The sequence below is a fragment of the Anaerobacillus alkaliphilus genome (genome assembly GCF_004116265.1).
GTDB lineage: Bacteria > Bacillota > Bacilli > Bacillales > Anaerobacillaceae > Anaerobacillus > Anaerobacillus alkaliphilus.
The window spans coordinates 33,296-58,987 of the sequence record NZ_QOUX01000019.1 but is presented as its reverse complement, the minus strand read 5'-3'; the positions used below and the strand labels follow the sequence as shown (position 1 = coordinate 58,987).

The 25,692-nt window shown below is 37.8% G+C and carries 44 protein-coding genes; 5 read left to right on the top strand and 39 right to left on the bottom strand.

The window, feature by feature from the left end; translation table 11 throughout:
- Positions 1-336 precede the first annotated feature (336 nt).
- Entirely contained in the window at positions 337-573 is a 237-nt protein-coding gene (locus DS745_RS04745; protein ID WP_129077139.1) for a hypothetical protein, read from the bottom strand.
- A 146-nt stretch (positions 574-719) separates the two neighbouring features.
- On the opposite strand from DS745_RS04745, the gene pdaB reads away from it, so the two are divergent.
- Complete coding sequence (gene pdaB / locus DS745_RS04740; protein ID WP_129077134.1) at positions 720-1,481, top strand: polysaccharide deacetylase family sporulation protein PdaB; 762 nt, start codon at positions 720-722, stop codon at positions 1,479-1,481.
- A 58-nt stretch (positions 1,482-1,539) separates the two neighbouring features.
- Here the strand turns inward: pdaB and DS745_RS04735 are convergent, their stop codons facing one another.
- Positions 1,540-2,139, bottom strand: coding sequence for a KinB-signaling pathway activation protein (locus DS745_RS04735; protein WP_129077133.1), 600 nt, complete (start codon positions 2,137-2,139; stop codon positions 1,540-1,542).
- A 188-nt stretch (positions 2,140-2,327) separates the two neighbouring features.
- Between DS745_RS04735 and gerD the strand changes: the two genes are divergently transcribed.
- On the top strand, positions 2,328-2,927 hold the full coding sequence (gerD, locus tag DS745_RS04730; protein ID WP_129077132.1) for a spore germination lipoprotein GerD: 600 nt from the start codon (positions 2,328-2,330) through the stop codon (positions 2,925-2,927).
- Positions 2,928-2,966: 39 nt separating this feature from the next.
- On the opposite strand, the gene DS745_RS04725 is transcribed toward gerD, so the two are convergent.
- The 4 genes from DS745_RS04725 to DS745_RS04710 form a co-directional block, all read right to left on the bottom strand.
- Complete coding sequence (locus DS745_RS04725) at positions 2,967-4,016, bottom strand: Mrp/NBP35 family ATP-binding protein (RefSeq protein WP_129077131.1); 1,050 nt, start codon at positions 4,014-4,016, stop codon at positions 2,967-2,969.
- Positions 4,017-4,133: 117 nt separating this feature from the next.
- Positions 4,134-4,850 (bottom strand): N-acetylmuramoyl-L-alanine amidase CwlD, encoded by a 717-nt coding sequence (cwlD, locus tag DS745_RS04720; protein WP_129077130.1) that lies wholly within the window; start codon positions 4,848-4,850, stop codon positions 4,134-4,136.
- 62 nt (positions 4,851-4,912) lie between these two features.
- Positions 4,913-5,347, bottom strand: a complete 435-nt coding sequence (locus tag DS745_RS04715; protein WP_161568177.1) for a DUF2521 family protein — start codon at positions 5,345-5,347, stop codon at positions 4,913-4,915.
- A 172-nt stretch (positions 5,348-5,519) separates the two neighbouring features.
- Complete coding sequence (locus tag DS745_RS04710; protein WP_129077128.1) at positions 5,520-6,308, bottom strand: class I SAM-dependent methyltransferase; 789 nt, start codon at positions 6,306-6,308, stop codon at positions 5,520-5,522.
- 194 nt (positions 6,309-6,502) lie between these two features.
- On the opposite strand from DS745_RS04710, the gene DS745_RS04705 reads away from it, so the two are divergent.
- The 3 genes from DS745_RS04705 to DS745_RS04695 all read left to right on the top strand — a co-directional run bounded on the left by DS745_RS04705 (position 6,503) and on the right by DS745_RS04695 (position 7,907).
- Entirely contained in the window at positions 6,503-6,694 is a 192-nt protein-coding gene (locus DS745_RS04705) for an alpha/beta-type small acid-soluble spore protein (RefSeq protein ID WP_129077127.1), read from the top strand.
- Between the two features lie 182 nt (positions 6,695-6,876).
- A complete protein-coding gene (locus DS745_RS04700) occupies positions 6,877-7,341 on the top strand; it encodes a YsnF/AvaK domain-containing protein (protein WP_129077126.1) in 465 nt (154 codons plus the stop codon).
- A gap of 65 nt (positions 7,342-7,406) precedes the next feature.
- Complete coding sequence (locus tag DS745_RS04695) at positions 7,407-7,907, top strand: YsnF/AvaK domain-containing protein (RefSeq protein ID WP_129077125.1); 501 nt, start codon at positions 7,407-7,409, stop codon at positions 7,905-7,907.
- A 202-nt stretch (positions 7,908-8,109) separates the two neighbouring features.
- Here DS745_RS04695 and rpsI read toward each other — a convergent pair whose 3' ends face one another.
- From rpsI to rplB, 33 genes are all read right to left on the bottom strand, one after another.
- Positions 8,110-8,502 carry a 30S ribosomal protein S9 gene (gene rpsI, locus DS745_RS04690; RefSeq protein ID WP_129077124.1) on the bottom strand — a complete coding sequence of 131 codons (393 nt, stop codon included), beginning with the start codon at positions 8,500-8,502 and terminating at the stop codon, positions 8,110-8,112.
- Positions 8,503-8,521: 19 nt separating this feature from the next.
- Positions 8,522-8,959: a 50S ribosomal protein L13 gene (gene rplM / locus DS745_RS04685; protein ID WP_129077123.1), complete on the bottom strand. Its 438-nt coding sequence runs from the start codon at positions 8,957-8,959 to the stop codon at positions 8,522-8,524.
- Between the two features lie 170 nt (positions 8,960-9,129).
- Positions 9,130-9,873: a tRNA pseudouridine(38-40) synthase TruA gene (truA, locus tag DS745_RS04680; protein ID WP_129077122.1), complete on the bottom strand. Its 744-nt coding sequence runs from the start codon at positions 9,871-9,873 to the stop codon at positions 9,130-9,132.
- 33 nt (positions 9,874-9,906) lie between these two features.
- Entirely contained in the window at positions 9,907-10,704 is a 798-nt protein-coding gene (locus tag DS745_RS04675; RefSeq protein ID WP_129077121.1) for an energy-coupling factor transporter transmembrane component T family protein, read from the bottom strand.
- Entirely contained in the window at positions 10,704-11,570 is an 867-nt protein-coding gene (locus tag DS745_RS04670) for an energy-coupling factor ABC transporter ATP-binding protein (protein WP_129077120.1), read from the bottom strand. The genes DS745_RS04675 and DS745_RS04670 overlap by 1 nt, the downstream gene beginning before the upstream one ends.
- Complete coding sequence (locus DS745_RS04665) at positions 11,555-12,391, bottom strand: energy-coupling factor ABC transporter ATP-binding protein (RefSeq protein ID WP_129077119.1); 837 nt, start codon at positions 12,389-12,391, stop codon at positions 11,555-11,557. The genes DS745_RS04670 and DS745_RS04665 overlap by 16 nt, the downstream gene beginning before the upstream one ends.
- A gap of 137 nt (positions 12,392-12,528) precedes the next feature.
- Entirely contained in the window at positions 12,529-12,891 is a 363-nt protein-coding gene (gene rplQ / locus DS745_RS04660; protein ID WP_071311403.1) for a 50S ribosomal protein L17, read from the bottom strand.
- 131 nt (positions 12,892-13,022) lie between these two features.
- Entirely contained in the window at positions 13,023-13,967 is a 945-nt protein-coding gene (locus tag DS745_RS04655; protein ID WP_129077118.1) for a DNA-directed RNA polymerase subunit alpha, read from the bottom strand.
- A gap of 203 nt (positions 13,968-14,170) precedes the next feature.
- Positions 14,171-14,563 (bottom strand): 30S ribosomal protein S11, encoded by a 393-nt coding sequence (gene rpsK, locus DS745_RS04650; protein ID WP_129077117.1) that lies wholly within the window; start codon positions 14,561-14,563, stop codon positions 14,171-14,173.
- Positions 14,564-14,581: 18 nt separating this feature from the next.
- Positions 14,582-14,947, bottom strand: a complete 366-nt coding sequence (gene rpsM / locus DS745_RS04645) for a 30S ribosomal protein S13 (RefSeq protein WP_129077116.1) — start codon at positions 14,945-14,947, stop codon at positions 14,582-14,584.
- 21 nt (positions 14,948-14,968) lie between these two features.
- Entirely contained in the window at positions 14,969-15,082 is a 114-nt protein-coding gene (gene rpmJ, locus DS745_RS04640; protein WP_003322638.1) for a 50S ribosomal protein L36, read from the bottom strand.
- 38 nt (positions 15,083-15,120) lie between these two features.
- A complete protein-coding gene (gene infA / locus DS745_RS04635) occupies positions 15,121-15,339 on the bottom strand; it encodes a translation initiation factor IF-1 (RefSeq protein ID WP_071307888.1) in 219 nt (72 codons plus the stop codon).
- A 4-nt stretch (positions 15,340-15,343) separates the two neighbouring features.
- Positions 15,344-15,649 (bottom strand): KOW domain-containing RNA-binding protein, encoded by a 306-nt coding sequence (locus DS745_RS04630; RefSeq protein ID WP_129077115.1) that lies wholly within the window; start codon positions 15,647-15,649, stop codon positions 15,344-15,346.
- 16 nt (positions 15,650-15,665) lie between these two features.
- Positions 15,666-16,412 carry a type I methionyl aminopeptidase gene (gene map, locus DS745_RS04625; RefSeq protein WP_129077114.1) on the bottom strand — a complete coding sequence of 249 codons (747 nt, stop codon included), beginning with the start codon at positions 16,410-16,412 and terminating at the stop codon, positions 15,666-15,668.
- A complete protein-coding gene (locus DS745_RS04620) occupies positions 16,409-17,062 on the bottom strand; it encodes an adenylate kinase (RefSeq protein ID WP_129077113.1) in 654 nt (217 codons plus the stop codon). Before DS745_RS04620 ends, map begins: the two co-directional genes overlap by 4 nt.
- 63 nt (positions 17,063-17,125) lie before the next feature.
- A complete protein-coding gene (secY, locus tag DS745_RS04615) occupies positions 17,126-18,418 on the bottom strand; it encodes a preprotein translocase subunit SecY (RefSeq protein ID WP_129077112.1) in 1,293 nt (430 codons plus the stop codon).
- Positions 18,418-18,858 (bottom strand): 50S ribosomal protein L15, encoded by a 441-nt coding sequence (gene rplO / locus DS745_RS04610; RefSeq protein WP_071307883.1) that lies wholly within the window; start codon positions 18,856-18,858, stop codon positions 18,418-18,420. Before rplO ends, secY begins: the two co-directional genes overlap by 1 nt.
- Positions 18,859-18,883: 25 nt before the next feature.
- Positions 18,884-19,072 (bottom strand): 50S ribosomal protein L30, encoded by a 189-nt coding sequence (gene rpmD, locus DS745_RS04605; protein ID WP_066159606.1) that lies wholly within the window; start codon positions 19,070-19,072, stop codon positions 18,884-18,886.
- Positions 19,073-19,085: 13 nt separating this feature from the next.
- Positions 19,086-19,586: a 30S ribosomal protein S5 gene (rpsE, locus tag DS745_RS04600; RefSeq protein WP_129077111.1), complete on the bottom strand. Its 501-nt coding sequence runs from the start codon at positions 19,584-19,586 to the stop codon at positions 19,086-19,088.
- 17 nt (positions 19,587-19,603) lie between these two features.
- Positions 19,604-19,966, bottom strand: a complete 363-nt coding sequence (rplR, locus tag DS745_RS04595) for a 50S ribosomal protein L18 (RefSeq protein ID WP_129077110.1) — start codon at positions 19,964-19,966, stop codon at positions 19,604-19,606.
- A gap of 31 nt (positions 19,967-19,997) precedes the next feature.
- On the bottom strand, positions 19,998-20,537 hold the full coding sequence (gene rplF / locus DS745_RS04590) for a 50S ribosomal protein L6 (RefSeq protein ID WP_129077108.1): 540 nt from the start codon (positions 20,535-20,537) through the stop codon (positions 19,998-20,000).
- A gap of 30 nt (positions 20,538-20,567) precedes the next feature.
- Complete coding sequence (gene rpsH, locus DS745_RS04585) at positions 20,568-20,966, bottom strand: 30S ribosomal protein S8 (RefSeq protein WP_129077106.1); 399 nt, start codon at positions 20,964-20,966, stop codon at positions 20,568-20,570.
- 28 nt (positions 20,967-20,994) lie between these two features.
- Positions 20,995-21,180 (bottom strand): 30S ribosomal protein S14, encoded by a 186-nt coding sequence (gene rpsN, locus DS745_RS04580; RefSeq protein ID WP_011064535.1) that lies wholly within the window; start codon positions 21,178-21,180, stop codon positions 20,995-20,997.
- A gap of 31 nt (positions 21,181-21,211) precedes the next feature.
- Positions 21,212-21,751 carry a 50S ribosomal protein L5 gene (gene rplE, locus DS745_RS04575; RefSeq protein WP_129077105.1) on the bottom strand — a complete coding sequence of 180 codons (540 nt, stop codon included), beginning with the start codon at positions 21,749-21,751 and terminating at the stop codon, positions 21,212-21,214.
- 25 nt (positions 21,752-21,776) lie between these two features.
- Positions 21,777-22,088, bottom strand: coding sequence for a 50S ribosomal protein L24 (gene rplX, locus DS745_RS04570; RefSeq protein WP_129077138.1), 312 nt, complete (start codon positions 22,086-22,088; stop codon positions 21,777-21,779).
- A gap of 62 nt (positions 22,089-22,150) precedes the next feature.
- A complete protein-coding gene (gene rplN, locus DS745_RS04565; protein ID WP_071315280.1) occupies positions 22,151-22,519 on the bottom strand; it encodes a 50S ribosomal protein L14 in 369 nt (122 codons plus the stop codon).
- A gap of 43 nt (positions 22,520-22,562) precedes the next feature.
- Positions 22,563-22,826, bottom strand: coding sequence for a 30S ribosomal protein S17 (gene rpsQ / locus DS745_RS04560; protein ID WP_129077103.1), 264 nt, complete (start codon positions 22,824-22,826; stop codon positions 22,563-22,565).
- 20 nt (positions 22,827-22,846) lie between these two features.
- The gene (gene rpmC, locus DS745_RS04555) at positions 22,847-23,050 is read right to left on the bottom strand and encodes a 50S ribosomal protein L29 (RefSeq protein WP_129077101.1); all 204 of its coding nucleotides are present in this window, start codon (positions 23,048-23,050) and stop codon (positions 22,847-22,849) included.
- A complete protein-coding gene (gene rplP, locus DS745_RS04550) occupies positions 23,040-23,474 on the bottom strand; it encodes a 50S ribosomal protein L16 (protein ID WP_129077100.1) in 435 nt (144 codons plus the stop codon). Before rplP ends, rpmC begins: the two co-directional genes overlap by 11 nt.
- Before the next feature lie 2 nt (positions 23,475-23,476).
- Complete coding sequence (gene rpsC / locus DS745_RS04545) at positions 23,477-24,136, bottom strand: 30S ribosomal protein S3 (protein WP_129077098.1); 660 nt, start codon at positions 24,134-24,136, stop codon at positions 23,477-23,479.
- A 3-nt stretch (positions 24,137-24,139) separates the two neighbouring features.
- A complete protein-coding gene (gene rplV, locus DS745_RS04540; protein WP_129077096.1) occupies positions 24,140-24,481 on the bottom strand; it encodes a 50S ribosomal protein L22 in 342 nt (113 codons plus the stop codon).
- Between the two features lie 20 nt (positions 24,482-24,501).
- Positions 24,502-24,780, bottom strand: a complete 279-nt coding sequence (gene rpsS, locus DS745_RS04535) for a 30S ribosomal protein S19 (protein WP_129077094.1) — start codon at positions 24,778-24,780, stop codon at positions 24,502-24,504.
- Between the two features lie 57 nt (positions 24,781-24,837).
- Positions 24,838-25,668, bottom strand: coding sequence for a 50S ribosomal protein L2 (gene rplB, locus DS745_RS04530; protein ID WP_129077093.1), 831 nt, complete (start codon positions 25,666-25,668; stop codon positions 24,838-24,840).
- Between the last annotated feature and the right edge of the window lie 24 nt (positions 25,669-25,692).

Below are 25,692 nucleotides of genomic sequence, written 5' to 3'. Positions count from 1 at the left end.
TCGTCCTGAGCCAGGATCAAACTCTCCATAAAAGTGTTTGATATAGCTCAAAAATAATAATTCATTGACGAGATATTTACTATCTCTTTAATTCGCTTGGCTGTGTGTTCAGTTTTCAAAGAACAATCAATATGTTTTTTACAACAAGGATTAAATTATAACAAGTTACAACTATCTTTGTCAACAACTTTTTTATATCCGTCAGTCACTCAACAAATCAGCGACTTTGTTAATATAACACATTTATAAAATTTAAGTCAACATTTTTATAAAAAAAGTTTTAATACAACAGTGATGCTTTATTGTTTATCATATTAAAAACCTGTAAATCAACATTTAATCTGAAAATTTTTCAGAACGTTGTTGCTTGCTCCGAATGTATTTATAACACTCTTTTGGTGAAGCAAAACGTTTATATAGTCCAAAAATAATCTTATATCTTTCTTCCATAGCCCTTTTTACAATACCATCAATTCTTGAGTCAGTTAGATCTAATAATAGCTCCTCTAACTCTCTTTTTAACATATATTCAATTTCTTGAGTTTCTTTATTGTTTAACATAACACCTAGCACATCAATCATCCTTCCATGTATGTAAAAATAAATTATTCAAAGAAAATGCTACTCTGAGAATTATTTTCTTCTTTTACCTTTTTTATTCATAAAGCTTGTCAAAAAAGCATACATATAATGCAGATAAATGGACAAGGAGGGGTTATATGAACTTTATTTGGATATGGAACGGTAAAAAAATTAAACAATATATGATTGTAGTGATAGCAGCCTTTTTCACAGCTGGTATTTTATATGTAGAAAGAAGTCAGATTACTGTCTTCTCTCCTGTTGCTGAAGCTACGGCCATATATAAAGCGGAAACAAACGAAAAGAAAATAGCCTTAACATTTAATTTAAGTTGGGGCGAAGAGAAGGCAATTCCTATTTTAGATGTTTTAAAAGATCAAGGGATCAATAATGCTACCTTCTTTTTATCAGCTTCCTGGGCTGAGCGACATCCAGATATTGTTGAAAGAATTGTAAAAGACGGTCATGAAATAGGTAGCCACGGCTACAGATATGAGAATTACCCTCAATGGGAGGATGAAAAAATAAGAAAAGATATACAAATGGCTCACAATACTTTATACGAGCTAACTAATAAGGTACCTAAATTACTTCGCCCACCTAATGGAAATTTTGACAAGAGAGTGTTGAAAATTGCCGAAGCACAAAAATATAAGTTAATTCACTGGAGTGTTGACTCTAAAGACTATACTAATCCTGGTGTAGAACAAATCATCTCTAATGTTATGGACAATGTAACAGGCGGCGATATTATTCTATTCCATGCCTCTGACCGCGTCAAACAAACTCAGAAAGCTCTCCCTACTATTATAGATGGTCTAAAAAAGAAAGGTTACGATTTTGTTACTGTATCAGAGTTAATCGCACACACAGAAGCTAAAAGTTCAGAAGTAAAGTAATTAAAAAAAGGGCTAGTTCACTATCTAAAAATAGTTGAGCTAACCCTTTTTATTTCATTTATTTTTTGTTAATAAGCCGGTGCAGAATTAATATCTGCCATGTATTTGCAACTAATAAGGGAGTAAGATAGATCCACAACCATTTAGGGTCATTTACTCTTAGTGCAGGAAGCCACTCAAGCGTTGTTACAACAACAATGAAAAATAAAGCTGGAATAAACGCTCCAAAGTTTGTTTGTGTACTTTTGATATAAGCTATTAACAAACCATAAACAAATAATAATAGCGGTATAAGTATGTAACTGAAAATCGTTTCACCTTCTGTTCCAAAAGCTGTATATCTAAAATATACGAGACCCTGTAAGACAAAAGCGATAACAACGATTTGAATTGAGTTCCAAATCTTTGAAGACTTAAAGATACCTAATCCAAAGCGGTGTACTGTTAAATAAGCGTAAAATCCCATTTGGCTAATTAAACTCCACATAGCCCCTATTCCAAGTAACCAAATGATTACTAGAATAAAATCAACAACCTCACCGGACATTAATCCGTCCCAATAAGTTCTCCAATCTAAAATAAATCCAACGAAAGCACCACTAGCTGCTCCAATTAATAATGTCGTAAAAAATAAATAAACTACCTTTCTAGAATTCACACCTTATCCTCCATCTAAAGTAATTAACGAATTGATTGTATCAAAAATGGTGAATAAAAAGCTAGTACTAGTGTCAAGAGATTTACCTTCTCTTTAAATTATGTGAACTATTTTTAAACATTGCTTTGGATAATTTCGCCCCTATTGTTTCATATTAAAAATGAAATAATACGAAAGGGGCGAATACCTTGAAAAGCTTAAAGAAGCTCCTCTTACTCTTCACGTTGCTTCTTATTGCAGGTTGTGCTGCTGTTGAGGATCAAGGAAGTCAACCTGATTATGAAAGTACTAAAAAGATGATGGTTGATATGCTTAAGACCGATGAAGGTAAACAATCTATTCAAGAGGTCTTAAGTGATGAGGAAGTAAAACAAGAGATTATATTGGAACAAGCAGTTGTTCGAGATACTATTCAACAAGTGTTAACTTCAGAACAAGGAAAGGAATTCTGGCAGGAGCTAATGCAGGATCCTGAATTTGCGAAAGTCTTTGCTGAAAGTCTACAAGCTGAGGTTGAAAAAACATTAAAAGTATTAATGAAGGATCCAGAGTATCAAGCAATGATGATGGACATTCTTCAAGATCCAGAGATGGAACAAGCAGCACTTGACCTAATGAAAAGCCAAGCTTATCGACAACAGGTGATGAATATTATGGCTGACTCTTTCGAAAGCCCGTACTTTAAAGCAAGGGTCAATGAAATTCTCGGTAAAGTTGCAAGCGAACAAATGAAGAAAGAAGCAGCAAAAGATGAACAAGAGGAAGAACAGGAAGGAAATGAAAACTAAAAGAAACTCCTCTATCACCGTAGAGGAGTTTCTTTATTTTTATTGCTCTATTTTATCAATAACTTTTTGTGCCATTTTCATGTATATTTGTCCAATCGGATGGTCAGCAGCATAAATTGATGGAGCAAAATCCTTTTCATCAATTTCAGGTTGTCCAAGTGGAATTTGCGCTAAAATATCTGTTTTTAATTCTTTCGCTAGTCGCTCTCCTCCACCTTGCCCAAAAACAAATTCTTTTTCTCCGGTTAATTGACTCTTATAATAAGCCATATTCTCAACTACGCCTAGAATTTCGTGCTCGGTTTTAATAGCCATAAACCCTGCTCTAGCTGCAACAAAAGCTGCCGTCGGGTGTGGTGTAGTAACAATAATTTCTTTACTGCTTGGAAGCATAGTGTGTACATCTAATGCAACATCACCTGTTCCAGGAGGCAAGTCTAAAATAAGATAATCTAAATCGTCCCACTCAACTTGTGTAAAGAAATTATTTAGCATTTTTCCTAACATTGGTCCACGCCAAACGATTGGCGAGTTATCATGTACAAAGAAGCCCATTGATATAACTTGTACACCCATTCTAGTTACAGGGTAAATTCTTTCATTCTTAACCTTTGGTTTATCTTCAATCCCCATCATATCCGGTACACTAAATCCATAAATATCAGCATCAACAATACCAACTTTTTTACCAAGGCGTGCTAAAGAAGTTGCAAGGTTAACTGATACTGTTGATTTTCCAACTCCACCTTTTCCACTAGTTACAGCAATAAATGTGGTTTTTACACCTTCATCTAATAAAGACTTTGATTCCTTAGGGGCCTCAACACCTAACTTGCTTAATTCTTCATCTGTGAATTGCTCAAAGCGTAGACCAACTGAATCTGCTCCAGCTTGTTTAATTACATTAACAATCTCACCTTGTAGCTTCATTTGTTCCGCTGTACCAGTTTTGGAAATTCCAATTTTTACACTAACTAAACCATCTTTAATTTTTATTTCTTTTACTGCATCGATTTCAACGATACTTTTATTAATAAATGGTTCTTTAACATTTTTTAAAGCATCTAATATTTGTTCTTGAGTAAGCAAGCAAAACACCCCTTTATGTATTCGATTACAAAATTAGTATAACACACATTTCAAAATTCATTGTACATTGTGCTCTCCGGTAATAACAGGTCGTTATTAAAAAACCAGCCTTCTTTATTATGAAGAAGGAGCTGGTTCATTTGTATAATACCGCATAATTCCTTGATAAATTGATGCAGCAATTTTTTGTTGATACGCTGTAGATTTTAACATCTCTGCTTCGGCTGGGTTTGATAAAAACCCTACTTCAACTAAAGCTCCTGGAATTTCAGCATGTTTAAGTAAAAATACATTTCCAATTGGCTTAGCTAACCGGTTCGTATTCTCTAGATTTTTTCTGATTTCATCTTGAATAAATCTTGCTACCTTTTCATTTTCATCATAAGCCCGATTATAAAAGGTTTGAGCACCGGACCAACGGGGTGAGGGGATCGCATTCAGGTGAAGAGAAACGAATAAATCTCCACCAGTCTCATTCACAAGCTGGACTCTCCGTTTTAAATCCTGAACTTTTCTTTTTCGAACTCCCTTTGTGGCTGGATCGGCAAGGTCAGTATCCTCTACCCTAGACATAACCACTAATGCTCCCGCTTCCTGAAGGTAGTCTCTAAGAATTAAGCTAATTTCTAAAGAAACGTCTTTTTCCAATAAACCATCTTTGGAACTTGCTCCTCCATCCATACCGCCATGACCTGCATCGACAATGATTATTTTACCCGACAAAGGGAGTGACCATAATGATCCAGTGTCAGTACTTACGAATTGATATTGAATGATAAAAAGTAATAATAAAAATCCAGTTGCAAATGTTATTCCCTTTAACCACTTGCTCATTTACTTCCCTCCAATCGTCTCCATACAGTATATTGGGACAAGGAGGAAAATATGAACTTAAATTAGTGTAATTTCAACCGATATCTTTTTTCACCTTCATAAAAGCCTTTTTCCCACCAATATAAAATAAAGCCTTCACATAAGATATAGAAGTTATCGTTTTGATCATTTTGAAAAATTAATCCAGATAGCTGATGATATAAATGATTTACATGTTCGTCATACTCTTCCTGGCAACGTCTTCGAACCAAGATTGCAGTTTCACCATGATATCCAAAACGACTAAACTCTGCTCCTAAAAGGTAAGCATCAATGGCAAAGTCAACACAAATGTCTTCTACAAAGCTGCCGCCAGTTTTCTGCTCTTCAAAAACTGAAGGGAAGTGTGTATGAATGAAGCCTCTTATTGTAGATAATGAAAGTTTACGTAGTACTTGTCGCTCAAAATCCCACTGCTTTTTGCGCCTGCGATCCTCAAAGGTAGTAATGACATTCACGTTTGTCCCCTCCTTTTTGTTGTTAGTTTCATTCAAGAAGGAAGGGTTAATGCTATGGAAATTGCAACTTTATAGGGAAAAAAAGTATATAACAGTTTATATTGTTAGTATAAATTTGAACTAGATAAGATGTACGCAAATCTAAAACAAAAACAACGGAAATTCCTTTCGTTTACCTTTTTTCAGCTACTATTGTAAATGTTTTAGGAATACCTTTATCAAACACATCCGAAGATTGGTTAGGAAGTTCTTCTAAGGTTTTGATAAATAAATTTTCATCAGCAATAGCTGTAATGATTTCACCTAGAGTCCAATTCCTCAAATATACTTTATGGACTACTGGATCTTTATCCCCGTCTAAGAATTTAGAATGCGAAACCTCCTTTTCTTCTAAGTCCGTAGTAAAGTAATCTCCGGTTACCTTATGCTTTCTAATTTTTGCTGTGGTACCTTTAGATGATATTAATTTTGTTGATACAGGGTGGAAATCCTGTAAGATTAATCGCCCATTTGTTCCTAATAATTTTTCAACGAGTTGAAAAAGTGGGTGTAAGTCTTTAAAGTAATGGAGAATACCAAATTCCATGAATACAATATCATAATCCCCTGTTAGCTCTTCCATAGGTAACTTTAGAACATCTGAGACAATATATCGTAATGATACACCTGCGTGCAATGCTAGTTGATTAGCGTACTGTTCGTTCTCTATTGAAAAATCAACTACAGTTACATTCGCACCTAGTACTGAAAGGGCTACTGCTTTGTTACCGTTTGAACCTAGTAGGTTAATCACTTTCTTTCCTTCTACAGTACCACCCATAAAATCAAGAGCAGAACCAATTCTTTTTTCTGGATTTTCAATAATCTTTTTTGCTGCCTCTTCAGGTGTTCCAAAGCGGTTATGCCAAGCTTGATATACGCCTGTATTCCAAGCTTTTAAGTTATTTTGATTAACGTCCATTCTATATCCTCCAAACACATTGTTACGTATATCTTACTATAATATAATTCAACGAAACAAAATTCAAAGTGTACTTAATTCGCAACTCGTTTGCGATATTTTAATGGAATTTTTTACATTAAATTTTTTTACATAGTTCTAACGAAAAGAAGACATGATATAAAGGAATAAAAACAAAGGAGGAGATTAGAAACATGGCACAAAACAATAACTCTAACCAACTTCTAGTACCAGGAGTGCAACAAGCACTTGATCAAATGAAATATGAGATTGCTTCAGAATTCGGTGTGAATTTAGGAGCAGACACTACTTCTCGTGCTAACGGATCTGTAGGTGGCGAAATCACTAAAAGATTAGTGCAAATGGCTCAACAGCAACTTTCTTAAAATTAGCCCTACCTACACCTCTTAAAACAACTCGTTAGACTGACTCTTATAGAGAGTCAGTCTTTTTTGGTCTACTTTTTCAAACCTACAAAGTAAATTTTCCCAAGTATAGCGACTTAGTAAAAGGATAAATTAATTAAGGTAAGCTGATCAAAAATTCACTCCCTAGGAGGTTTTCCATTATGGGCTTTTTTGACTTATTCAACGAAGAAGATAATCGAAAAAAGGTACGTGAAGTAGATCGAGTTACAGATACAGAATTCGCTCGAGAAGAAGCGCATATGGATCTTCGCGAAGAGGAACTCGATATCGATAAGTATCGAGTAGAAACTGGTGACGTTGTTCTTCACAAAGATATTATTGAAGAAGAAAAAGTCGTTAACGTTCCTGTTTCACATGATCAAGTCGTTATTGAAAAGAAAACTTTTGACAGGACTCCAACTGATGAGCCCATTAACGGAGAGGAAACAATTCATATTCCGGTTACTGCGGAACGAGTGGATGTTGATAAGCACACAGTTGTTACCGGTGAAATTTCTGCTCATAAACGATCTGTTCAAGAAACAGAGCAAGTTCGTGATATCCTTCATAAGGAAGTAGCAGATGTTGAAACAGAAGGTAACGCAGATGTCCTAAATAAGGACTAATTAATTTAGCCCCTACTTTGCGTAGGGGTTTTTGATACATTAATAAAATATTTCCCGGAGGTATTATGGAAAATTATATAATTATAGGGGCTATTATCGGATCCATAATCGGCCTTGTTACAGTAATCCCTGTTGTAATAACTATTCGTCGTGGAGCTTTTATAAAAGGCCTTTTTTCAAGGCAACTAAACAAGAATACCCTTCAAACAAATGACATTAAAAATAAACATACTCTTGAGCTAAAAGAAGAACAGCTGGATATTAAAAAAGAGAGAGTCAAAATAGGAGAAGTCAAAATCCGAAAAGAAGTCGTTGAGGATCTAAAAACTATTACAGTCCCTATCAAGCGTGAAGAGATGGTTATTGAGGCAGGAAGTGAAGAAGAGTTTCGCATTCCTCTCAAGGAAGAAGAGATAGAAATTAGTAAACACCCCGTACAACTAGCAGACGTTTCTGTTACCAAAAAGCAAATTGAGCATATTGAAGAAATAACCAAAAAATTAAAAAAAGAAGTACCCTCTGTTGAAGTTAAAGGAGATGTAGATGTCACGGAAGAAACTAAATAGTAACTAAAAAAACATTCCAAAACTTAGAACAGTTTGGGATGTTTTTTTGAATAGGCTCTTTTCTCATAAATTGTTGTTTTTAAAATTTATGTAATAGGTATTGCACAAGGTTCAACGGGCATCTTTTCTAACCTTTAAACTTTCCTATAATGTAAAAAAGACCCCCAAAGCATAAAGCTTTGAGAGCCTTCCAAACGCAATATTAACGTTTTGAGAACTGAGGTGCACGACGTGCTGCTTTAAGACCGTATTTTTTACGTTCTTTCATACGTGCATCACGAGTTAAGAATCCAGCGCGCTTTAATCCAGCACGGAATTCTGGGTCTGCTCCAAGAAGAGCACGAGATACTCCATGACGAATAGCTCCCGCTTGTCCAGTGTATCCACCACCGCTAACGTTTACTAATACATCATATTTACCTTCTGTTTCTGTTTCTACAAGTGGTTGCTTAACAATAAGCTTTAAAGTTTCTAATCCGAAATACTCGTCTAATTCGCGACCGTTGATCACGATACGTCCTTCACCAGGAACTAAACGTACACGTGCAACAGAGTGCTTACGACGACCAGTACCGTAATATTGTACTTGTGCCAATGAAAACCCTCCTTATATATTAACCGCGAAGTTCTAAAACTTCTGGTTTTTGAGCTTGGTGTGGATGTTCACTACCAGCATAAACATGTAATTTCATACCTTGCTTACGTCCTAAAGTGTTTTTAGGAAGCATACCTTTAACCGCTAACTCGATCATTCGAGTTGGGTAGTTTGTGCGCATTTCAAGCGCAGTTCTTTGCTTTAATCCACCTGGGTGGTTAGAGTGACGGTAGTAAATCTTGTCCGTTAACTTCTTACCAGTTAAATGAATTTTTTCAGCATTAATTACAATTACGAAATCTCCTGTATCCACATGTGGTGTAAACGTTGGTTTATTTTTACCACGAAGGATAGAGGCTACTTCACTAGCTAAACGACCTAAAGTTTGACCTTCAGCGTCGATAACATACCATTTACGTTCAACTTCGTTTGGCTTTGCCATATATGTCGTACGCATGCTTTTTTCCCTCCTAAAGCTTATCGCATTCTTAATTTTTTAATTAAAATAGTTTAAAACTACGTGTCTAAAGTAACATTCGCAAACCCGGGGCTAGTGGGTTTTTGAAATACCATAGATCATCATATATTATTCAACGACCAATGTCAACAGAAAATGTCACACTAGGATCAGTTGTCATAATTTACTTCCCACAAGAAGAGGCCGTGCCCAGGTGCTGTATGTCCTGCTCGTTCACGATCCTTGCTATCTAAGACATTCAAAATTTCCTCTGGTTGACGCCTGCCTCTGCCAACTTCTAGTAAAGTTCCTACAAGAATTCTAACCATGTTACGAAGAAAACCATCGCCAACAAACCGAAACTCAAGCTCATCTTCTTTTTCGATGATTTCGATTGAATAAATTGTTCTCACTTTATCTTCTTTGTCTGTTTTGGCAGAACAAAAAGAGGTAAAGTCATGGGTACCTATTAACTGATTGGAGGCTTGGACCATGTTTTCGATTGACAATTGGTACGGATAAAAATATCGATAATGTCTTCGAAAAACATCCATCCTTCTACCACGCTGTACAAAATAGCGGTATTCCTTGCTCACCACATCAAATCTTGAGTGAAACTCAATGCTCACTTCATTAACTTCCAACACTTCAATATCGGAAGGTAAGACAGTTTGTATGGCATTATGCCAACGCTCTAGCGGAATGTCCATCAATGTATCAAAATGAAAGACCTGACCCTTAGCGTGAACAAACGTATCCGTTCTTCCTGAAGCATAAATTTTGACTTGAGTACCCTTATGCAGCTTTTGCAAACCCTTTTCTATCTCAGCTTGAATAGTCCTTCCTTTTGGTTGGATTTGAAATCCATTAAAAAATGTTCCATCATACGCAACCTTGCATTTTATACGTTTCAACAGATACACAACCTCTATTTTCCTTATATACTATTATGACCTTACTAAAACTAAGATCATACCTAAGATTAAAATTAATCCTACTGTAACAGTGTCCTTTGTTTTCCACTCAAGCTCTCTTAATCTAGTTCGGCCTACACCCCCTCGATAACAACGTGCTTCCATCGCAGTTGCAAGATCTTCAGCGCGACGAAACGATTGAATGAATAATGGAACTAAAAGAGGAATGATAGCTTTTACTCTCCCAGTAATTGAGCCTCCAGAAAAATCAACACCTCTTGCCATCTGTGCCTTCATAATTTTTTCTGTCTCTTGAAGAAGTGTAGGAATGAATCGTAAGGAAATAGACATCATAAGAGCTAACTCATGAACGGGTACGTTCCATTTACGAAACGGGCCAAATATGCTTTCCAAACCATCTGTCAGTTGGATTGGTGCTGTGGTCAAGGTTAACAAGGTTGTCATCATAATTAGAAGTAACAGCCGTAACGCAATAAATAACCCTTGGATAATACCGCCCATATATATTTCAATCCAACCTAGTGTAAAAAGTAATTCACCTTCTTTTGTCATAATCCCATGAAGAATGAACATCAGAAAGACTAAAAAGAAGATAGGCTTCATTCCTCTATAAATGTACCTCGGAGACACTTTTGAAATGATTATGGTAAATAGGATCGTCAAAAACAAAATAGTGTAGGTAAGCCAATTATTTGCTAAAAAGACAATCATCACAAACAGAAATGTTGCGGTAAGTTTCGATCTAGCATCTAGTTGGTGAATAATAGAGTTTCCAGCTACATATTGGCCGATAATTATATTTTGAAGCATTAATCCACCTCCTTATTTACTAAAGGAACAATCGCTTCTACAAGCTTGTCCTTCGTAAATAAATTTTGAGGTAATTTTGATTTAAAACGTTCTTCAAGCAAACGAGCAAGTTGAACAGTTTCAGGTACATCTAAACCAATCTCTTGCAATTCGTGAAGTGACTTAAATACTTCCTCTGGTGTCCCTTGCCTTAAGACTTGGCCCTTATCCATAACAACCACTAAATCCGCGTACATAGCAGCAAACTCCATATTATGAGTCACTAATATCGTAGTAAGCTTTTCTTGTTGATGGATTGATAGGAATAACTCCATCATCTTCTTTCTACCAACTGGGTCCAGTCCTGCGGTAGGCTCATCTAGAATTAGAACACGTGGCTTACTAGCTAATACTCCTGCAATAGCCACACGCCGTTTTTGCCCTCCACTCAAATCAAAAGGTGACTTTTGGAGAATATCTTCAGTTAAGTCTACTAAGGGCAGTACTTCTTTTGCTTTTTGATAAGCCTCTTCTCTTGTAAAGCCAAAATTCATCGGCCCAAAGGCAATGTCTTTTTCAACTGTCTCATCAAATAACTGATGTTCTGGATATTGAAAAACCATCCCTACAGCTCTTCGTAACTCTTTTAATTTCTTATTCTTTTTTGAAGCTTCGATTACTGTATCTCCAATTTGCACTACTCCAGAAGTAGGCTTTAATAGTCCATTTATGTGTTGAACGATGGTAGACTTCCCTGAGCCTGTATGTCCAATGAACGCAACAAACATGCCAGACGTAATATGTAAATTAATATTTGTTAGTGCTTGATGTTCAAAAGGTGTTTTCGGCATATAAACATGGGAAAGATTCGTTATTTTAATTTCCATAGTTCATTAACCAAACCTTCCTTAGTTAAACATAGTTTCGTAAGTCCGATACCCTTATCAACTAATCTAGTTTGAACATCCAATGAAAATGGTAGTTCTAAACCAGATTCCACTAAACGATCTTTTTCCTGAAACACCTGTTCCGGTAGCCCTTTGGCATATATTTTTCCACGATTCATTACAACAATCTGGTCAGAGAAAATAGTTTCCTCTAAATCATGTGTAATATTAATAATGGTCATTCCTTCATCTTTGTTTAGCATTCGCACTGTTTCCAATACTTCCTGTCTCCCCATAGGATCCAACATTGAAGTAGCTTCATCAAGAATTAAAACTGATGGGTGCATTGCAATGATACCCGCAATAGCAACTCGTTGTTTTTGTCCACCTGAGAGTCTGTGTGGCTCGTGGTCAACGTACTGTTCCATTTTCACTTTTTTTAATGACCATTCAATTCTATCTAACATTTCTGTACGTTCAATTCCGATATTCTCCAAGCCAAAGGCAATATCGTCACGTACAGTCGTTGCAACCATTTGATTTTCTGGATTTTGAAAAACCATTCCAGCCTTTTTTCTTACTTCCCAAATAAGTTCTTCATCAAAAGTATCATATCCGCCTATGACAACAGTATTTGATTGAGAAGGAATTAATAATCCAATCAGGAATTTAGCCAATGTAGACTTACCTGACCCATTATGCCCAACGATAGAAACCCAACTACCTTTAGTAACTGACAAGGTAATATCATTCAAGACGTTTTCTTCATCCTCATTATATTTAAAGGATAAACTATTAATTTTGATAATCTCTTCACTCAATTTTCATCACCGACTTTTAATGTGGAATGTAAAATGTAGAATGTACACTTTGCTTATAAACCAATCTACATTCTACATTCTACATAATAAAAAGGCCAGACTAAAGAATAATCTTTGTCTCGCCCTTCATAGATGTATTAAACTAACTCGATAATTACCATTGGTGCCCCGTCTCCACGACGTGGTCCAAGTTTTAAAATACGAGTGTATCCACCTTGTCTTTCTTCATAACGTGGAGCAATGTCAGCGAAAAGCTTTTGGATTGCGTCTTGACCTGATTCTTGATCAGCTACTTCACGACGAACGAAAGAAGCAACTTGACGACGAGCATGAAGATCGCCACGTTTTCCAAGAGTAATCATTTTTTCAACGATTGAACGAAGCTCTTTTGCTTTTGCTTCCGTAGTTTCGATTCTTTCATTGATGATTAAGTCAGTTGCTAAATCACGAAATAATGCCTTTCTAGCAGAGCTATCACGGCCTAATTTTGCGTATGCCATTAGAGATTCCCTCCTTTTTGTTTTGAAGTAAGAAGAGATATCATTCTTTAGTAACTCTTCTATTCATGTTGTAATCAAATCTATTACTAATTCAGGTTAGTCCTGATTATCTATCTATTAAGAAACTATGATTAATCTTCTCTACGAAGACCTAGTCCTAGCTCACCAAGTTTTTCTTGAACTTCCTCTAATGATTTACGTCCAAGATTACGAACTTTCATCATATCTTCTTCACTCTTGTGAGTTAATTCCTGTACAGTATTAATACCAGCACGCTTTAAGCAGTTATAAGAACGAACAGACAGATCAAGCTCTTCGATAGTCATCTCTAAAACTTTCTCTTTCTGATCTTCTTCTTTTTCTACCATAATTTCAGCATTTTGTGCTTGATCAGTAAGACCGACAAAAATGTTTAAATGCTCTGTTAAGATTTTCGCACCAATAGAAACAGCTTCTTCTGGTCGAATGCTTCCATCTGTCCAGACATCAAGGGTTAGTTTGTCATAGTTTGTTACTTGCCCAACACGAGTATTTTCTACTTGATAGTTTACTCTTGAGACAGGAGTATATATAGAATCAATTGGAATAACACCGATCGGCAAGTCTTCTTTCTTGTTTCCATCAGCTGGAACATATCCGCGTCCACGACGAGCAGTTAAACGCATGTGTAAGTGTGCACCTTTTGATAGAGTTGCTATATGCAAATCTGGGTTTAAGATGTCAACATCACTATCATGTGTAATATCTGCTGCAGTAACTACGCCTTCCCCTTGGATATCTATTTCTAATGTTTTTTCTTCATCAGAGTAGATTTTAAGAGAAAGTTGCTTCAAGTTGAGGATGATTGAAGTAACATCTTCTACGACACCTTCAATAGTAGAAAACTCGTGTAAGACTCCATCAATTTGAACTGCTGTAACAGCAGCACCAGGTAATGAAGAGAGTAAAATACGACGTAAAGAGTTACCTAGAGTCGTACCGTAACCACGTTCAAGTGGCTCAACAACGAATTTTCCATACTTAGCATCGGCGCTGATATCAACCGTCTCAATTTTTGGTTTTTCAATTTCTATCATTAAACAAACCCTCCTTCAAAACGTCGAAACTCCGGCTGACTAAGCCTAGTCTAACCGGAATTCCCCATTAGGTAGTTCTGAGCCGTTCATACCTAATTGAGTCAATCTTTGTAAGAACCGTACTTTAATTTAAGCTTAAAAAATAACTTCTTACACATTATTGACAATTCAAGGAAATCTATACAATTATTCGATTTCTTTTTTTACACGCGACGACGTTTTGGTGGACGGCAGCCATTATGTGGAACTGGAGTAACGTCACGGATCATGCTTACTTCAAGTCCTACTGCTTGTAATGAACGGATAGCTGCTTCACGACCAGCGCCTGGTCCTTTAACAGAAACTTCCACTGTTTTCATGCCATGTTCCATAGCTGCTTTACCAGCAGTTTCTGCTGCCATTTGAGCTGCAAATGGAGTTGACTTACGAGATCCTTTAAATCCTAAACCACCTGCACTTGCCCAAGAAATTGCGTTTCCTTGTGTGTCAGTGATTGTCACGATAGTGTTATTAAACGTTGAACGGATGTGAGCAACACCAGTTTCAACATTCTTACGGGCGCGACGTTTAGGACGAGTTGTTTTACCTTTTGCCATTCTATGCTACCTCCTTTACTATTTCTTCTTGTTTGCTACAGTACGACGAGGTCCTTTACGTGTACGAGCATTGTTTTTAGTGTTTTGTCCACGAACAGGTAATCCACGGCGGTGACGCACACCACGAAAACAACCAATCTCGATTAAACGTTTGATGTTTAGAGAGATTTCACGACGAAGATCTCCTTCTACTTTATAGCCATCAACGATATCACGAATTTTACCTAATTCTTCTTCAGTTAAATCACGTACACGAGTATCTTCAGAAACACCAGCTGCAGCTAAGATCTGAGAAGATCTAGTTCTACCAATACCATATACGTATGTTAAAGACACAACCACTCGCTTATCACGAGGAATGTCTACACCAGCAATACGTGCCATTTATATCGCACCTCCTTATTGTTAACCTTGTTTTTGTTTATGCTTAGGGTTTTCGCAAATAACCATAACCGTACCTTTTCGACGGATTACTTTGCATTTTTCACAAATCGGTTTGACTGATGGTCTTACCTTCATGTTTTTTACCTCCCTATTACTACGGAGTGCCTTCACGATTATTTAAAACGATACGTGATACGCCCACGTGTTAAGTCATACGGTGACAATTCAACAGTTACTTTGTCTCCTGGTAAAATACGAATAAAGTGCATACGAATTTTACCTGAAACATGAGCTAATATTTTATGTCCATTTTCAAGCTCTACTCGAAACATGGCATTTGGTAGCGGCTCAATGACCGTACCTTCTACTTCGATTACATCTTCTTTGGCCATGAATTTACTCTCCTTCCGTCAGGAAATTGTTTTCGTTCATAAAAGTGGAAATTGCAAAGCGCAATTTCGCATTGGTTACACGACCCGTTTGTTCAATACTATTTTTTACTTCTGGAGATATAAAGTCAAATAATTCTAAGTGATTTACATTTTTCTTCTTTGAACGATCAACCTTCCGTTTGTCACCATCGGCAATCAATACAAACCGTTGATCTTCAAGCTGAATTATACATGCTACACCACCAGCATCTCTGCCTTTTAATATCCGCACCATTTGTCCAATACGCGGTACCGAACCAGGATCCATCATAATTAATCACCATCACCTAGGCTTTAGTTAGTATTTCAAACCCTGTCTCCACAATAGCAATAGTATGTTCAAAATGAGCACACATTTTTCCATCAGTAGTTACAACTGTCCAATTGTCAGGAAGTGTCCGAACATAGCGTTTTCCTGCATTAACCATTGGCTCAACTGCAAGTACCATTCCAGGCTTTAACCTAGGACCTTTGTTTGGTGGCCCAAAGTGTGGAATTTGTGGATCTTCATGTAAGTTTTGACCAATACCATGACCAACATACTCACGAACTACTGAAAAACCATAAGACTCTACATATGTTTGTATTGCGTGGGAAATGTTTGACAACCTTTCCCCTGGTTTTGCTTCCTCAAGTCCTTTATACAAAGACTGTTCAGTCACATCTAAAAGCTTCTGAGTTTCTTCAGAAATCTCACCAACCGCATACGTCCAAGCCGAGTCCCCGTGATATCCAATATACTTGGCACCAATGTCAATACTAATGATATCACCATTCTTTAATAGTCGATCTCCTGGAATTCCGTGAACCAACTCTTCATTAACTGAAGCACAAATACTTCCGGTAAATCCATTATAGCCTTTAAAAGATGGAATCGCATCATGTTGCCTAATAAACTTTTCAGCAATTGAATCTAATTCCTTAGTAGTAATGCCGGGTTTTACATGCTTCTGTAACTCTTGGTGGGTTAATGCAACAATTTTACCAGCAACACGCATAATATCTAATTCCCGAGGCGTCTTACAAATAATCATTCATTAATCCCTTTCAAAAGTTCATCTATATCTTCAAAAACTTTGGCTATATCTTGATTGCCATTAATTTTCGTTAGATAACCCTTTTTAGAGTAAAAGTCAATTAATGGCTGTGCTTGTTGTAAGTTAACTTCTAAACGATTAGCTACTGTTTCAGGCTTATCGTCATCACGTTGTATAAGTTGACTTCCGTCCTTATCGCAAATTCCTTCAACCTTAGGTGGATTGAATTTCACATGATAACTTGCTCCTGAAGTAGGCGAAACCCAACGCCCAGTTAATCGTTCAAAAAGCTCTTCTTTAGGTACTTCTACATAAATGACAGAGTCAATTGTTTTCTCTAAAGAAGCCAACATATTTTCTAATGCTTCTGCTTGTGCTACCGTTCTTGGAAAACCATCAAGTAAAAAGCCTTTTTTGCAATCTTCGTTGCTAAGTCTCTCACGAACAATTCCAATTGTTACTTCATCAGGAACAAGGTTTCCAGCATCCATATACTCTTTTGCCTGTCTTCCTAACTCAGTTCCGCCTTTAATTGCAGCGCGAAACATATCACCAGTAGAAATATGTGGGATCCCATACTTTTCTACGATCTTATCCGCTTGTGTTCCTTTACCAGCACCTGGTAGCCCCATTAAAATAAGGTTCATCTTTATCCCTCCATCGACCATTTTAACAACTGGGTTAGGGGATTAACTCCCCAATTCCCTCTATTACTTAATAAAGCCTTTATAGTGTCGTTTAATTAGCTGACTTTCAATTTGCTTCATTGTATCTAATGCTACACCAACAACGATTAACAATCCAGTACCACCAATTTGTACAGCTTGAGGTAGGTTTAATGCCGTAGTGAATAACATAGGAATGAGTGAAATTGCTGCTAAGAATATAGCGCCAACGAATGTTAAACGATATAAAATTCTTGTTAAGTAAACTTGCGTTGTTTTTCCAGGACGTATGCCAGGGACATATCCGCCTTGCTTTTTGAGGTTCTCAGCCATCTGTTCAGGATTAACTTGGATGAACGTATAGAAATACGTAAATCCAATAATTAAAGCTGCATAGGCAACCATTCCAAAAGGATTAGAAAAATCAAAGTATGTGGTAATCCATCTAGCTACTGTATTTGTGTCACCCATAAATCCTGCCACAGTTGGTGGAAAGATGAATAGTGACATTGCAAAAATTACAGGAATTACCCCAGCTGCGTTTACTTTCAATGGTAAGTGAGTAGACCCACCACCTTGAGGTTTACCTGCTACTAAACGTTTCGCATATTGAACAGGGATTTTTCTTAGTGCTTGTTGCACATAGATAACTCCTACAACGATTGCCAAAAGAATTAGTAATAGTAAAACGACAACTACAATATTTATAAATAACTGATCTCCAGCATTCTGAAGTCTTGTTGCATATACTTGGTTTGCCGCATTAGGAATTCCAGCAGCAATACCACCAAAGATAAGGATCGAAATACCGTTCCCTACACCTTTTGCAGTAATTTGCTCACCTAACCACATCAGGAAAGCTGTTCCTGCTGTTAAGACCAATGCGATAAAAATATATTTTCCTACACTAGGATTTGGAATTAACCCTGGAACAAGTCGATTAAATCCAATCGACATTCCAATCGCTTGTATAAAACCTAGTACGATTGTTCCATAGCGGGTAAACTGAGCTAATTTACGTCTTCCCGCCTCTCCTTGTTTTGCCCATTCTGCAAACTTTGGTACTACATCCATTTGTAACAATTGTACAATGATGGATGCAGTGATGTATGGCATAATTCCCATTGCGAAAATCGAGAAATTCTCAAGGGCACCACCACCAAAGGTATTTAAAAAACCAAATGCATTCATAGCATCTTGGAACTTAAGCACATCTGCATTAGCTCCAGGTACTGGTATAAATGCGCCGATCCTAAAAACAATGAGCATTAGCAGGGTGAAAAAGACTTTACGTCGCAAATCACCCACACGCATAATATTGGAGATCGTCTGAAACATTAAATCACCTCAGTTTTTCCGCCAGCAGCTTCAATTGCTTCTACTGCAGAAGCAGAGAATTTGTTAGCCTTAACTGTAAGCTTCACTTCAAGCTTACCGTTCCCGAGGATTTTAATTCCGTCCTTTGCATTACTTACAGTTCCTGTTTCAAGTAGTAACTCTGGAGTTACTTCTGTACCATCTTCGAAACGGTTTAGCTGATCAAGGTTAAGGATCGCATATTCTTTTCGAGTTGGGTTTGTAAATCCGCGTTTAGGAAGACGACGGTATAATGGGTTTTGACCACCCTCAAATCCTGGTCTTACTCCACCACCAGAACGAGAGTTTTGTCCTTTATGTCCACGTCCAGCAGTTTTTCCGTTACCAGAACCAATACCACGTCCTACACGATTACGCTCCTTACGAGAACCTTCAGCAGGTTTAAGTTCGTGAAGTTTCATGTTGGGCACCTCCTCAATCTAAAAATTAAGCTTCTATTTCTTTAACAGTAACTAAGTGAGATACTTTGTTAACCATACCGCGAATAGCAGCATTATCTTGTTGTACTACAGTTTGATGCATTTTACGTAAACCTAAAGTGTTAACAGTCACACGTTGATCCTCAGGGCGACCAATTAAGCTTCTAGTGAGGGTAATTTCTAATTTCTTAGCCATTTACATTCCCTCCTTATCCTAAAAGTTCTTCTACGGATTTACCGCGTAATTTCGCAACATCTTCAGCTCTTTTTAAGTTTTTAAGTCCAGTGATCGTTGCACGAACCATGTTGATTGGGTTGTTTGAACCTAAAGACTTAGATAAGATGTCACCTACACCAGCAAGTTCAAGAACCGCACGAACTGGTCCACCAGCGATTACTCCAGTACCTTCACTTGCAGGCTTCAAGAATACATTTCCAGCTCCGAAGTGTCCGATAATTTGATGTGGAATTGTTGTACCAACGATTGGCACAGCAACTAAATTTTTCTTTGCGTCTTCAACTGCTTTACGAATAGCCTCAGGTACTTCTTGAGCTTTACCCATGCCCATACCTACGTGACCGTTTTTATCTCCAACAACAACCAGTGCAGCAAAGCGGAAACGACGTCCACCTTTAACTACTTTTGCTACACGGTTGACCGCTACTACTTTTTCTTCTAGTTCCAAAGTATTTGGGTCAATGCGCATTATTTTCCCTCCTTTGTTCTTTAGAATTGCAATCCAGCTGCTCTGGCTGCGTCTGCTAATTCTTTAACACGTCCGTGGTATAAGTAACCTCCACGGTCAAATACAATTACTTCAAATCCTTTTTCTATAGCACGTTTAGCTACAAGTTCACCAACAGCTTTAGCTGCTTCAATCGTTCCGCCGTTTTCAAGATTAAGTTCTTTGTCTAAGCTGTTTGCGCTAGCAACAGTTACACCTGCAACATCATCAATTAGTTGTGCATAGATGTGCTTAGAAGAACGGAATACATTTAAACGAGGACGCGTTGCAGTTCCAGTGATTGTACGACGAACATGTGCATGTCTCTTCTTACGTGCCAGATTTTTGCTTGGCTTCGTAATCATTGAACGTCAGTCCTTTCCGTTATCTTATCGCTTATTTCTTACCAGTTTTTCCTTCTTTACGACGAACAAATTCACCTTCATAACGAATTCCTTTACCTTTGTATGGCTCAGGAGAACGTACAGCACGGATATTAGATGCTAAAGCACCAACACGTTCTTTATCAATACCTTTAACAGTGATTTTCGTATTTGCAGGTACTTCAACTTCAAGACCAGCTTCTGGCTCGATTTCTACAGGGTGAGAGTACCCAACGTTAAGAACAAGTTTAGTTCCTTGCTTAGAAGCACGGTAACCAACACCGATTAATTCTAATTTTTTCTCATAACCATTCGTTACACCTTCAACCATGTTGCTGATGATACTACGAGTAGTACCGTGTAACGAGCGGTGTAGTTTATTATCTGAAGGACGCTCAACAGTTAGAGTATTCTCTTCAACTTTAACGATCATGTCAGTATGAAGTTCGCGAGAAAGCTCACCCTTAGGTCCTTTTACAGTAATAGTATTGTTGTTTAATGTAATTGTAACTCCAGCAGGAATAACTACTGGCTTATTACCAATACGAGACATCCGATACACCTCCGTTTCTTTTCTATGTTCTTACCAAACGTAAGCTAAGATTTCTCCGCCGATTTGTTGTTGACGAGCTTCTTTGTCTGTAAGAATTCCGTTAGAAGTAGATACGATCGCAATTCCTAAACCACCAAGAACACGAGGTACTTCAGTAGCTTTAGCATAAACGCGTAAGCCTGGCTTACTAATACGCTTAAGTCCTGAGATTACACGTTCGTTGTTCGAACCGTATTTTAAGAAAATGCGAATAATACCTTGTTTGCTATCTTCAATATATTCAACATCGCGTACGAAACCTTCACGTTTAAGGATTTCTGCGACTTCCTTTTTTAACTTTGATGCAGGTAGTTCTAGCTTTTCGTGACGAACAGTGTTCGCATTACGAATTCTAGTAAGCATATCTGCAATAGGATCTGTCATGACCATCTGTTTTACCTCCTTCCGTACTTGGAAATTACCAGCTTGCTTTTTTAACGCCTGGGATTTGACCTTTATATGCTAATTCACGGAAGCAAATCCTGCATAATTTAAACTTACGAATAACTGAGTGAGGACGACCACAACGTTCGCAACGAGTATACTCTTGCACTTTGAACTTTTGAGGGCGCTTCTGCTTAGCAATCATAGACTTTTTCGCCAAAGTTTTCACTCCTTCTTCAAATATTTACCGACTATTTTTGAAATGGCATACCCATTAATGTTAATAGTTCACGAGCTTCCTCGTCTGTGTTTGCAGTAGTTACTACAACGATATCCATACCACGGGCTTTATCAACTTTATCATAATCGATCTCTGGGAAGATTAATTGTTCTTTAACACCTAAAGTGTAGTTCCCACGACCATCAAATGATTTTTTAGAGATTCCGCGGAAGTCACGTACACGTGGAAGAGAAACTGAGATTAATTTATCTAGAAACTCATACATGCGCTCACCACGAAGTGTTACCTTCGCACCGATTGGCATACCTTCACGAAGTTTGAAACCAGCGATTGATTTCTTCGCTTTCGTGATAAGTGGCTTTTGACCAGTAATTTGAGTTAATTCTTCAACAGCTTTATCTAAAGCTTTTGCGTTAGAAACTGCGTCTCCAACACCCATGTTTACAACGATCTTTTCTACCTTCGGAACAGCCATTACTGAACTGTAGTTGAATTTCTCAACTAGAGAAGGGACGATCTCGTTTTGGTACCTCTCTTTTAAACGATTCATGTGGTTGACCTCCTTTCAGACCTGACTACTTATCTAATGCTTCGCCAGATTTTTTTGCAATACGTACTTTTTTACCGTTCACTTCTGTATATCCTACACGTGTAGGTTCACCTGTTTTCGGATCAAGTGGCATAACGTTAGATGAAGCAATTGGCGCTTCCATGTTAATGATACCGCCTTGTGGGTTAGCTTGAGATGGTTTCGCATGTTTTTTAACCATGTTAATTCCTTCAACAAGTACACGCCCTTTGCTTGGGTAAGCTTCTAAAATAACGCCTTGCTTTCCTTTATCCTTACCAGAGATCACTTTTACAGTGTCACCCTTTTTAACATGCATTCTAGGTGTTGACATAATCGCACCTCCTTAAAAGGCAATTTCTAATTCGTCCGTTCACGAGATTATAATACTTCTGGAGCTAGAGAAACGATTTTCATGAATTGCTTTTCACGAAGTTCGCGTGCAACTGGTCCAAAAATACGAGTTCCACGTGGACTCTTATCTTCTTTAATAATAACTGCAGCATTCTCATCGAATTTGATATATGAACCGTCGTTACGACGTGCACCTGTCTTTGTACGAACGATAACAGCTTTAACAACGTCACCTTTCTTGACAACGCCTCCTGGTGTTGCTTGTTTCACCGAGCAAACAATTACGTCACCAATGTTAGCTGTTTTGCGGCCTGAACCACCTAAAACCTTAATACAAAGTACTTCACGAGCACCTGAGTTATCAGCAACTTTTAAACGAGTTTCTTGTTGGATCATTTGATCTTACCTCCCTTCGGAAACAATACAAGATCTTTATTTATTAGATAATTACTGCTTCTTGAACGATAGAAACTAAACGGAAACGCTTATCTTTTGATAAAGGTCGAGTTTCCATAATTTTTACGATATCGCCAACTTTTGCAGAATTGTTTTCATCATGAGCTTTATACTTCTTTGAATACTTAACACGTTTGCCGTACAACTTATCAGTTTTGTAAGTTTCTACTACAACTGTGATCGTTTTATCCATTTTGTCAGATATAACTTTTCCAGTGTATTCCTTACGTTGGTTACGCTCAGTCATTGCGCAAACCTCCTTTCAAATTATTCGTTAGTTAAACCTAGCTCTCTCTCACGCAATACTGTTTTTGCACGAGCTATTGCTTTACGAACTTCACGAATGCGGGCTGGATTGTCTAACTGTCCAGTCGCTAATTGAAAGCGTAGGTTAAATAACTCTTCTTTCAGTGACTTAGCTTTCTGTTCGATCTCGGCAGTGGTTAAGTTACGGATTTCATTAGCTTTCATTTGCGTCACCACCCACTTCTTCGCGTTTTACAAATTTACATTTAACAGGTAATTTATGAGCAGCTAAACGTAATGCTTCACGTGCTACTTCTTCAGTTACACCTGCGATTTCAAACATAACTTTCCCTGGTTTAACTACTGCTACCCATCCTTCAGGAGCCCCTTTACCAGAACCCATTCGCACCTCAAGAGGTTTAGCTGTATAAGGCTTAGACGGGAAAATTTTAATCCATACTTTACCGCCACGTTTCATATAACGAGTCATTGCACGACGAGCAGATTCGATTTGACGGTTAGTAATCCAAGAAGCTTCAACAGCTTGAAGACCAAATTCACCGAAATGTACTTCCGTACCACCTTTTGCTTTTCCGCGCATTTTCCCTCTATGTTCGCGACGATACTTTACACGTTTAGGTAATAACATGATTATTTTCCTCCTTCCTCTTTTTTCGTTCCTTTCGTTGGAAGGACTTCACCACGGTAAATCCATACTTTAATACCTAATTTACCATAAGTAGTGTCAGCTTCTGCTGTTCCGTAGTCAATATCAGCACGTAATGTGTGAAGTGGAACAGTTCCTTCGCTATAGTGTTCAGAACGAGCGATATCTGCTCCGCCTAGACGACCAGATACTTCAGTTTTAATTCCTTTTGCTCCAGCGCGCATTGTGCGTTGGATTGCTTGCTTCATTGCACGACGGAAAGAAATACGGTTTTCTAATTGACGAGCAATATTTTCAGCTACTAATTTAGCATCTAAATCAGCTTGCTTAATTTCGAAGATATTAATGTGAACTCGCTTGTTAGTTAATTGGTTTAAAGCTTTACGAAGAGCTTCAACCTCAGAACCACCTTTACCGATTACCATACCAGGCTTAGCTGTATGGATTGTTACATTCACACGGTTTGCAGCGCGTTCGATTTCAATTTTAGATACAGATGCATCTTTAAGACGCTTCTCGATATATTCACGAATTTTTAAATCTTCGTGTAATAGATCAGCATAGTCCTTTTCAGCGTACCATTTTGACTCCCAGTCACGGATAATCCCTACACGAAGTCCTATCGGATTTACTTTTTGACCCACGCTTTATCCCTCCTTCTTTTCTGATACAACGATAGTAATATGGCTAGTACGTTTGTTAATTCTACTAGCGCGTCCCATAGCACGAGGACGGAATCTTTTTAAAGTAGCTCCCTCATCGACAAATACTTCACTAACTACCAAATTGTTAACGTCCATTTCATAGTTGTGTTCTGCATTTGCAATTGCAGAGTTTAACAGCTTTTCTACAACTGGAGAAGCTGCTTTAGGTGTATGGCGTAGGATTGCTACAGCTTCACCAACTTGCTTGCCCCGAATTAAGTCTACAACTAGACGTACTTTACGAGCAGCAATACGCACTTGTTTAGCAACTGCTTTCGCTTGCATATTTAGTACCTCCTCTCATCTTAACGTCTTGTTTTCTTATCATCAGCAGCATGGCCTTTATAAGTTCTTGTCGGTGCAAATTCACCTAACTTATGACCTACCATATCTTCAGTAACATATACTGGTACATGCTTGCGTCCATCATAAACAGCAATAGTGTGACCAATAAAATCTGGGAAGATTGTTGAACGACGTGACCAAGACTTAATAACTTTCTTCTCGTCTTTTTCGTTTAATTCAACAACTTTTTTCATCAAGTGATCATCGACAAAAGGTCCCTTTTTTAAGCTACGACCCATGAGTGTGCCTCCCTTCGCGACTGTGCTACGGCTCTTTTGAACCGTAGTGCAATCCCGTTATTTTTTACGACGACGTACAATGTACTTGTCAGAGTGTTTGTTTTTCTTACGAGTTTTGTATCCAAGAGTTGGTTTACCCCATGGAGACATTGGTGATTTACGTCCGATAGGCGAACGACCTTCACCACCACCGTGTGGGTGATCGTTAGGGTTCATTACAGATCCACGAACAGTAGGTCTAATACCTAACCAACGAGAACGACCTGCTTTACCAATGTTTACAAGTTCATGCTCTAAGTTACCAACTTGCCCTACAGTAGCACGGCAGTTAGATAAGATCATACGTGTTTCACCAGAGTTTAAGCGAACTAATACGTAGTCTCCCTCTTTACCTAGTAATTGAGCTTCAGTACCAGCAGAACGAACTAATTGCCCACCTTTACCTGGCTTTAACTCAATGTTATGAATAACAGTACCAACTGGAATGTTGATTAATGGTAGTGAGTTACCTACTTTAATATCAGCAGTTGAACCACTCATAACTTCCATACCAACTTTAAGTCCTTTTGGCGCTAAGATGTAACGCTTCTCACCATCAACATAGTTGATTAGAGCGATGTTAGCAGTACGGTTTGGATCGTATTCGATCGTAGCAACGCGTCCTGGAATTCCATCTTTATTACGTTTAAAGTCAATTACACGGTATTGACGTTTGTGTCCGCCACCTTGATGACGTACAGTCAATTTACCTTGGTTATTACGTCCGCCTTTTCTATGAAGCGGCGCTAGTAATGATTTTTCCGGCTTGTCAGTTGTGATCTCTTGGAAGTCTAATCCAGTCATACCACGACGACCGGCACTGGTCGGTTTATACTTTTTAATCGGCATTGTTATTTCCCTCCTTCACTTAAA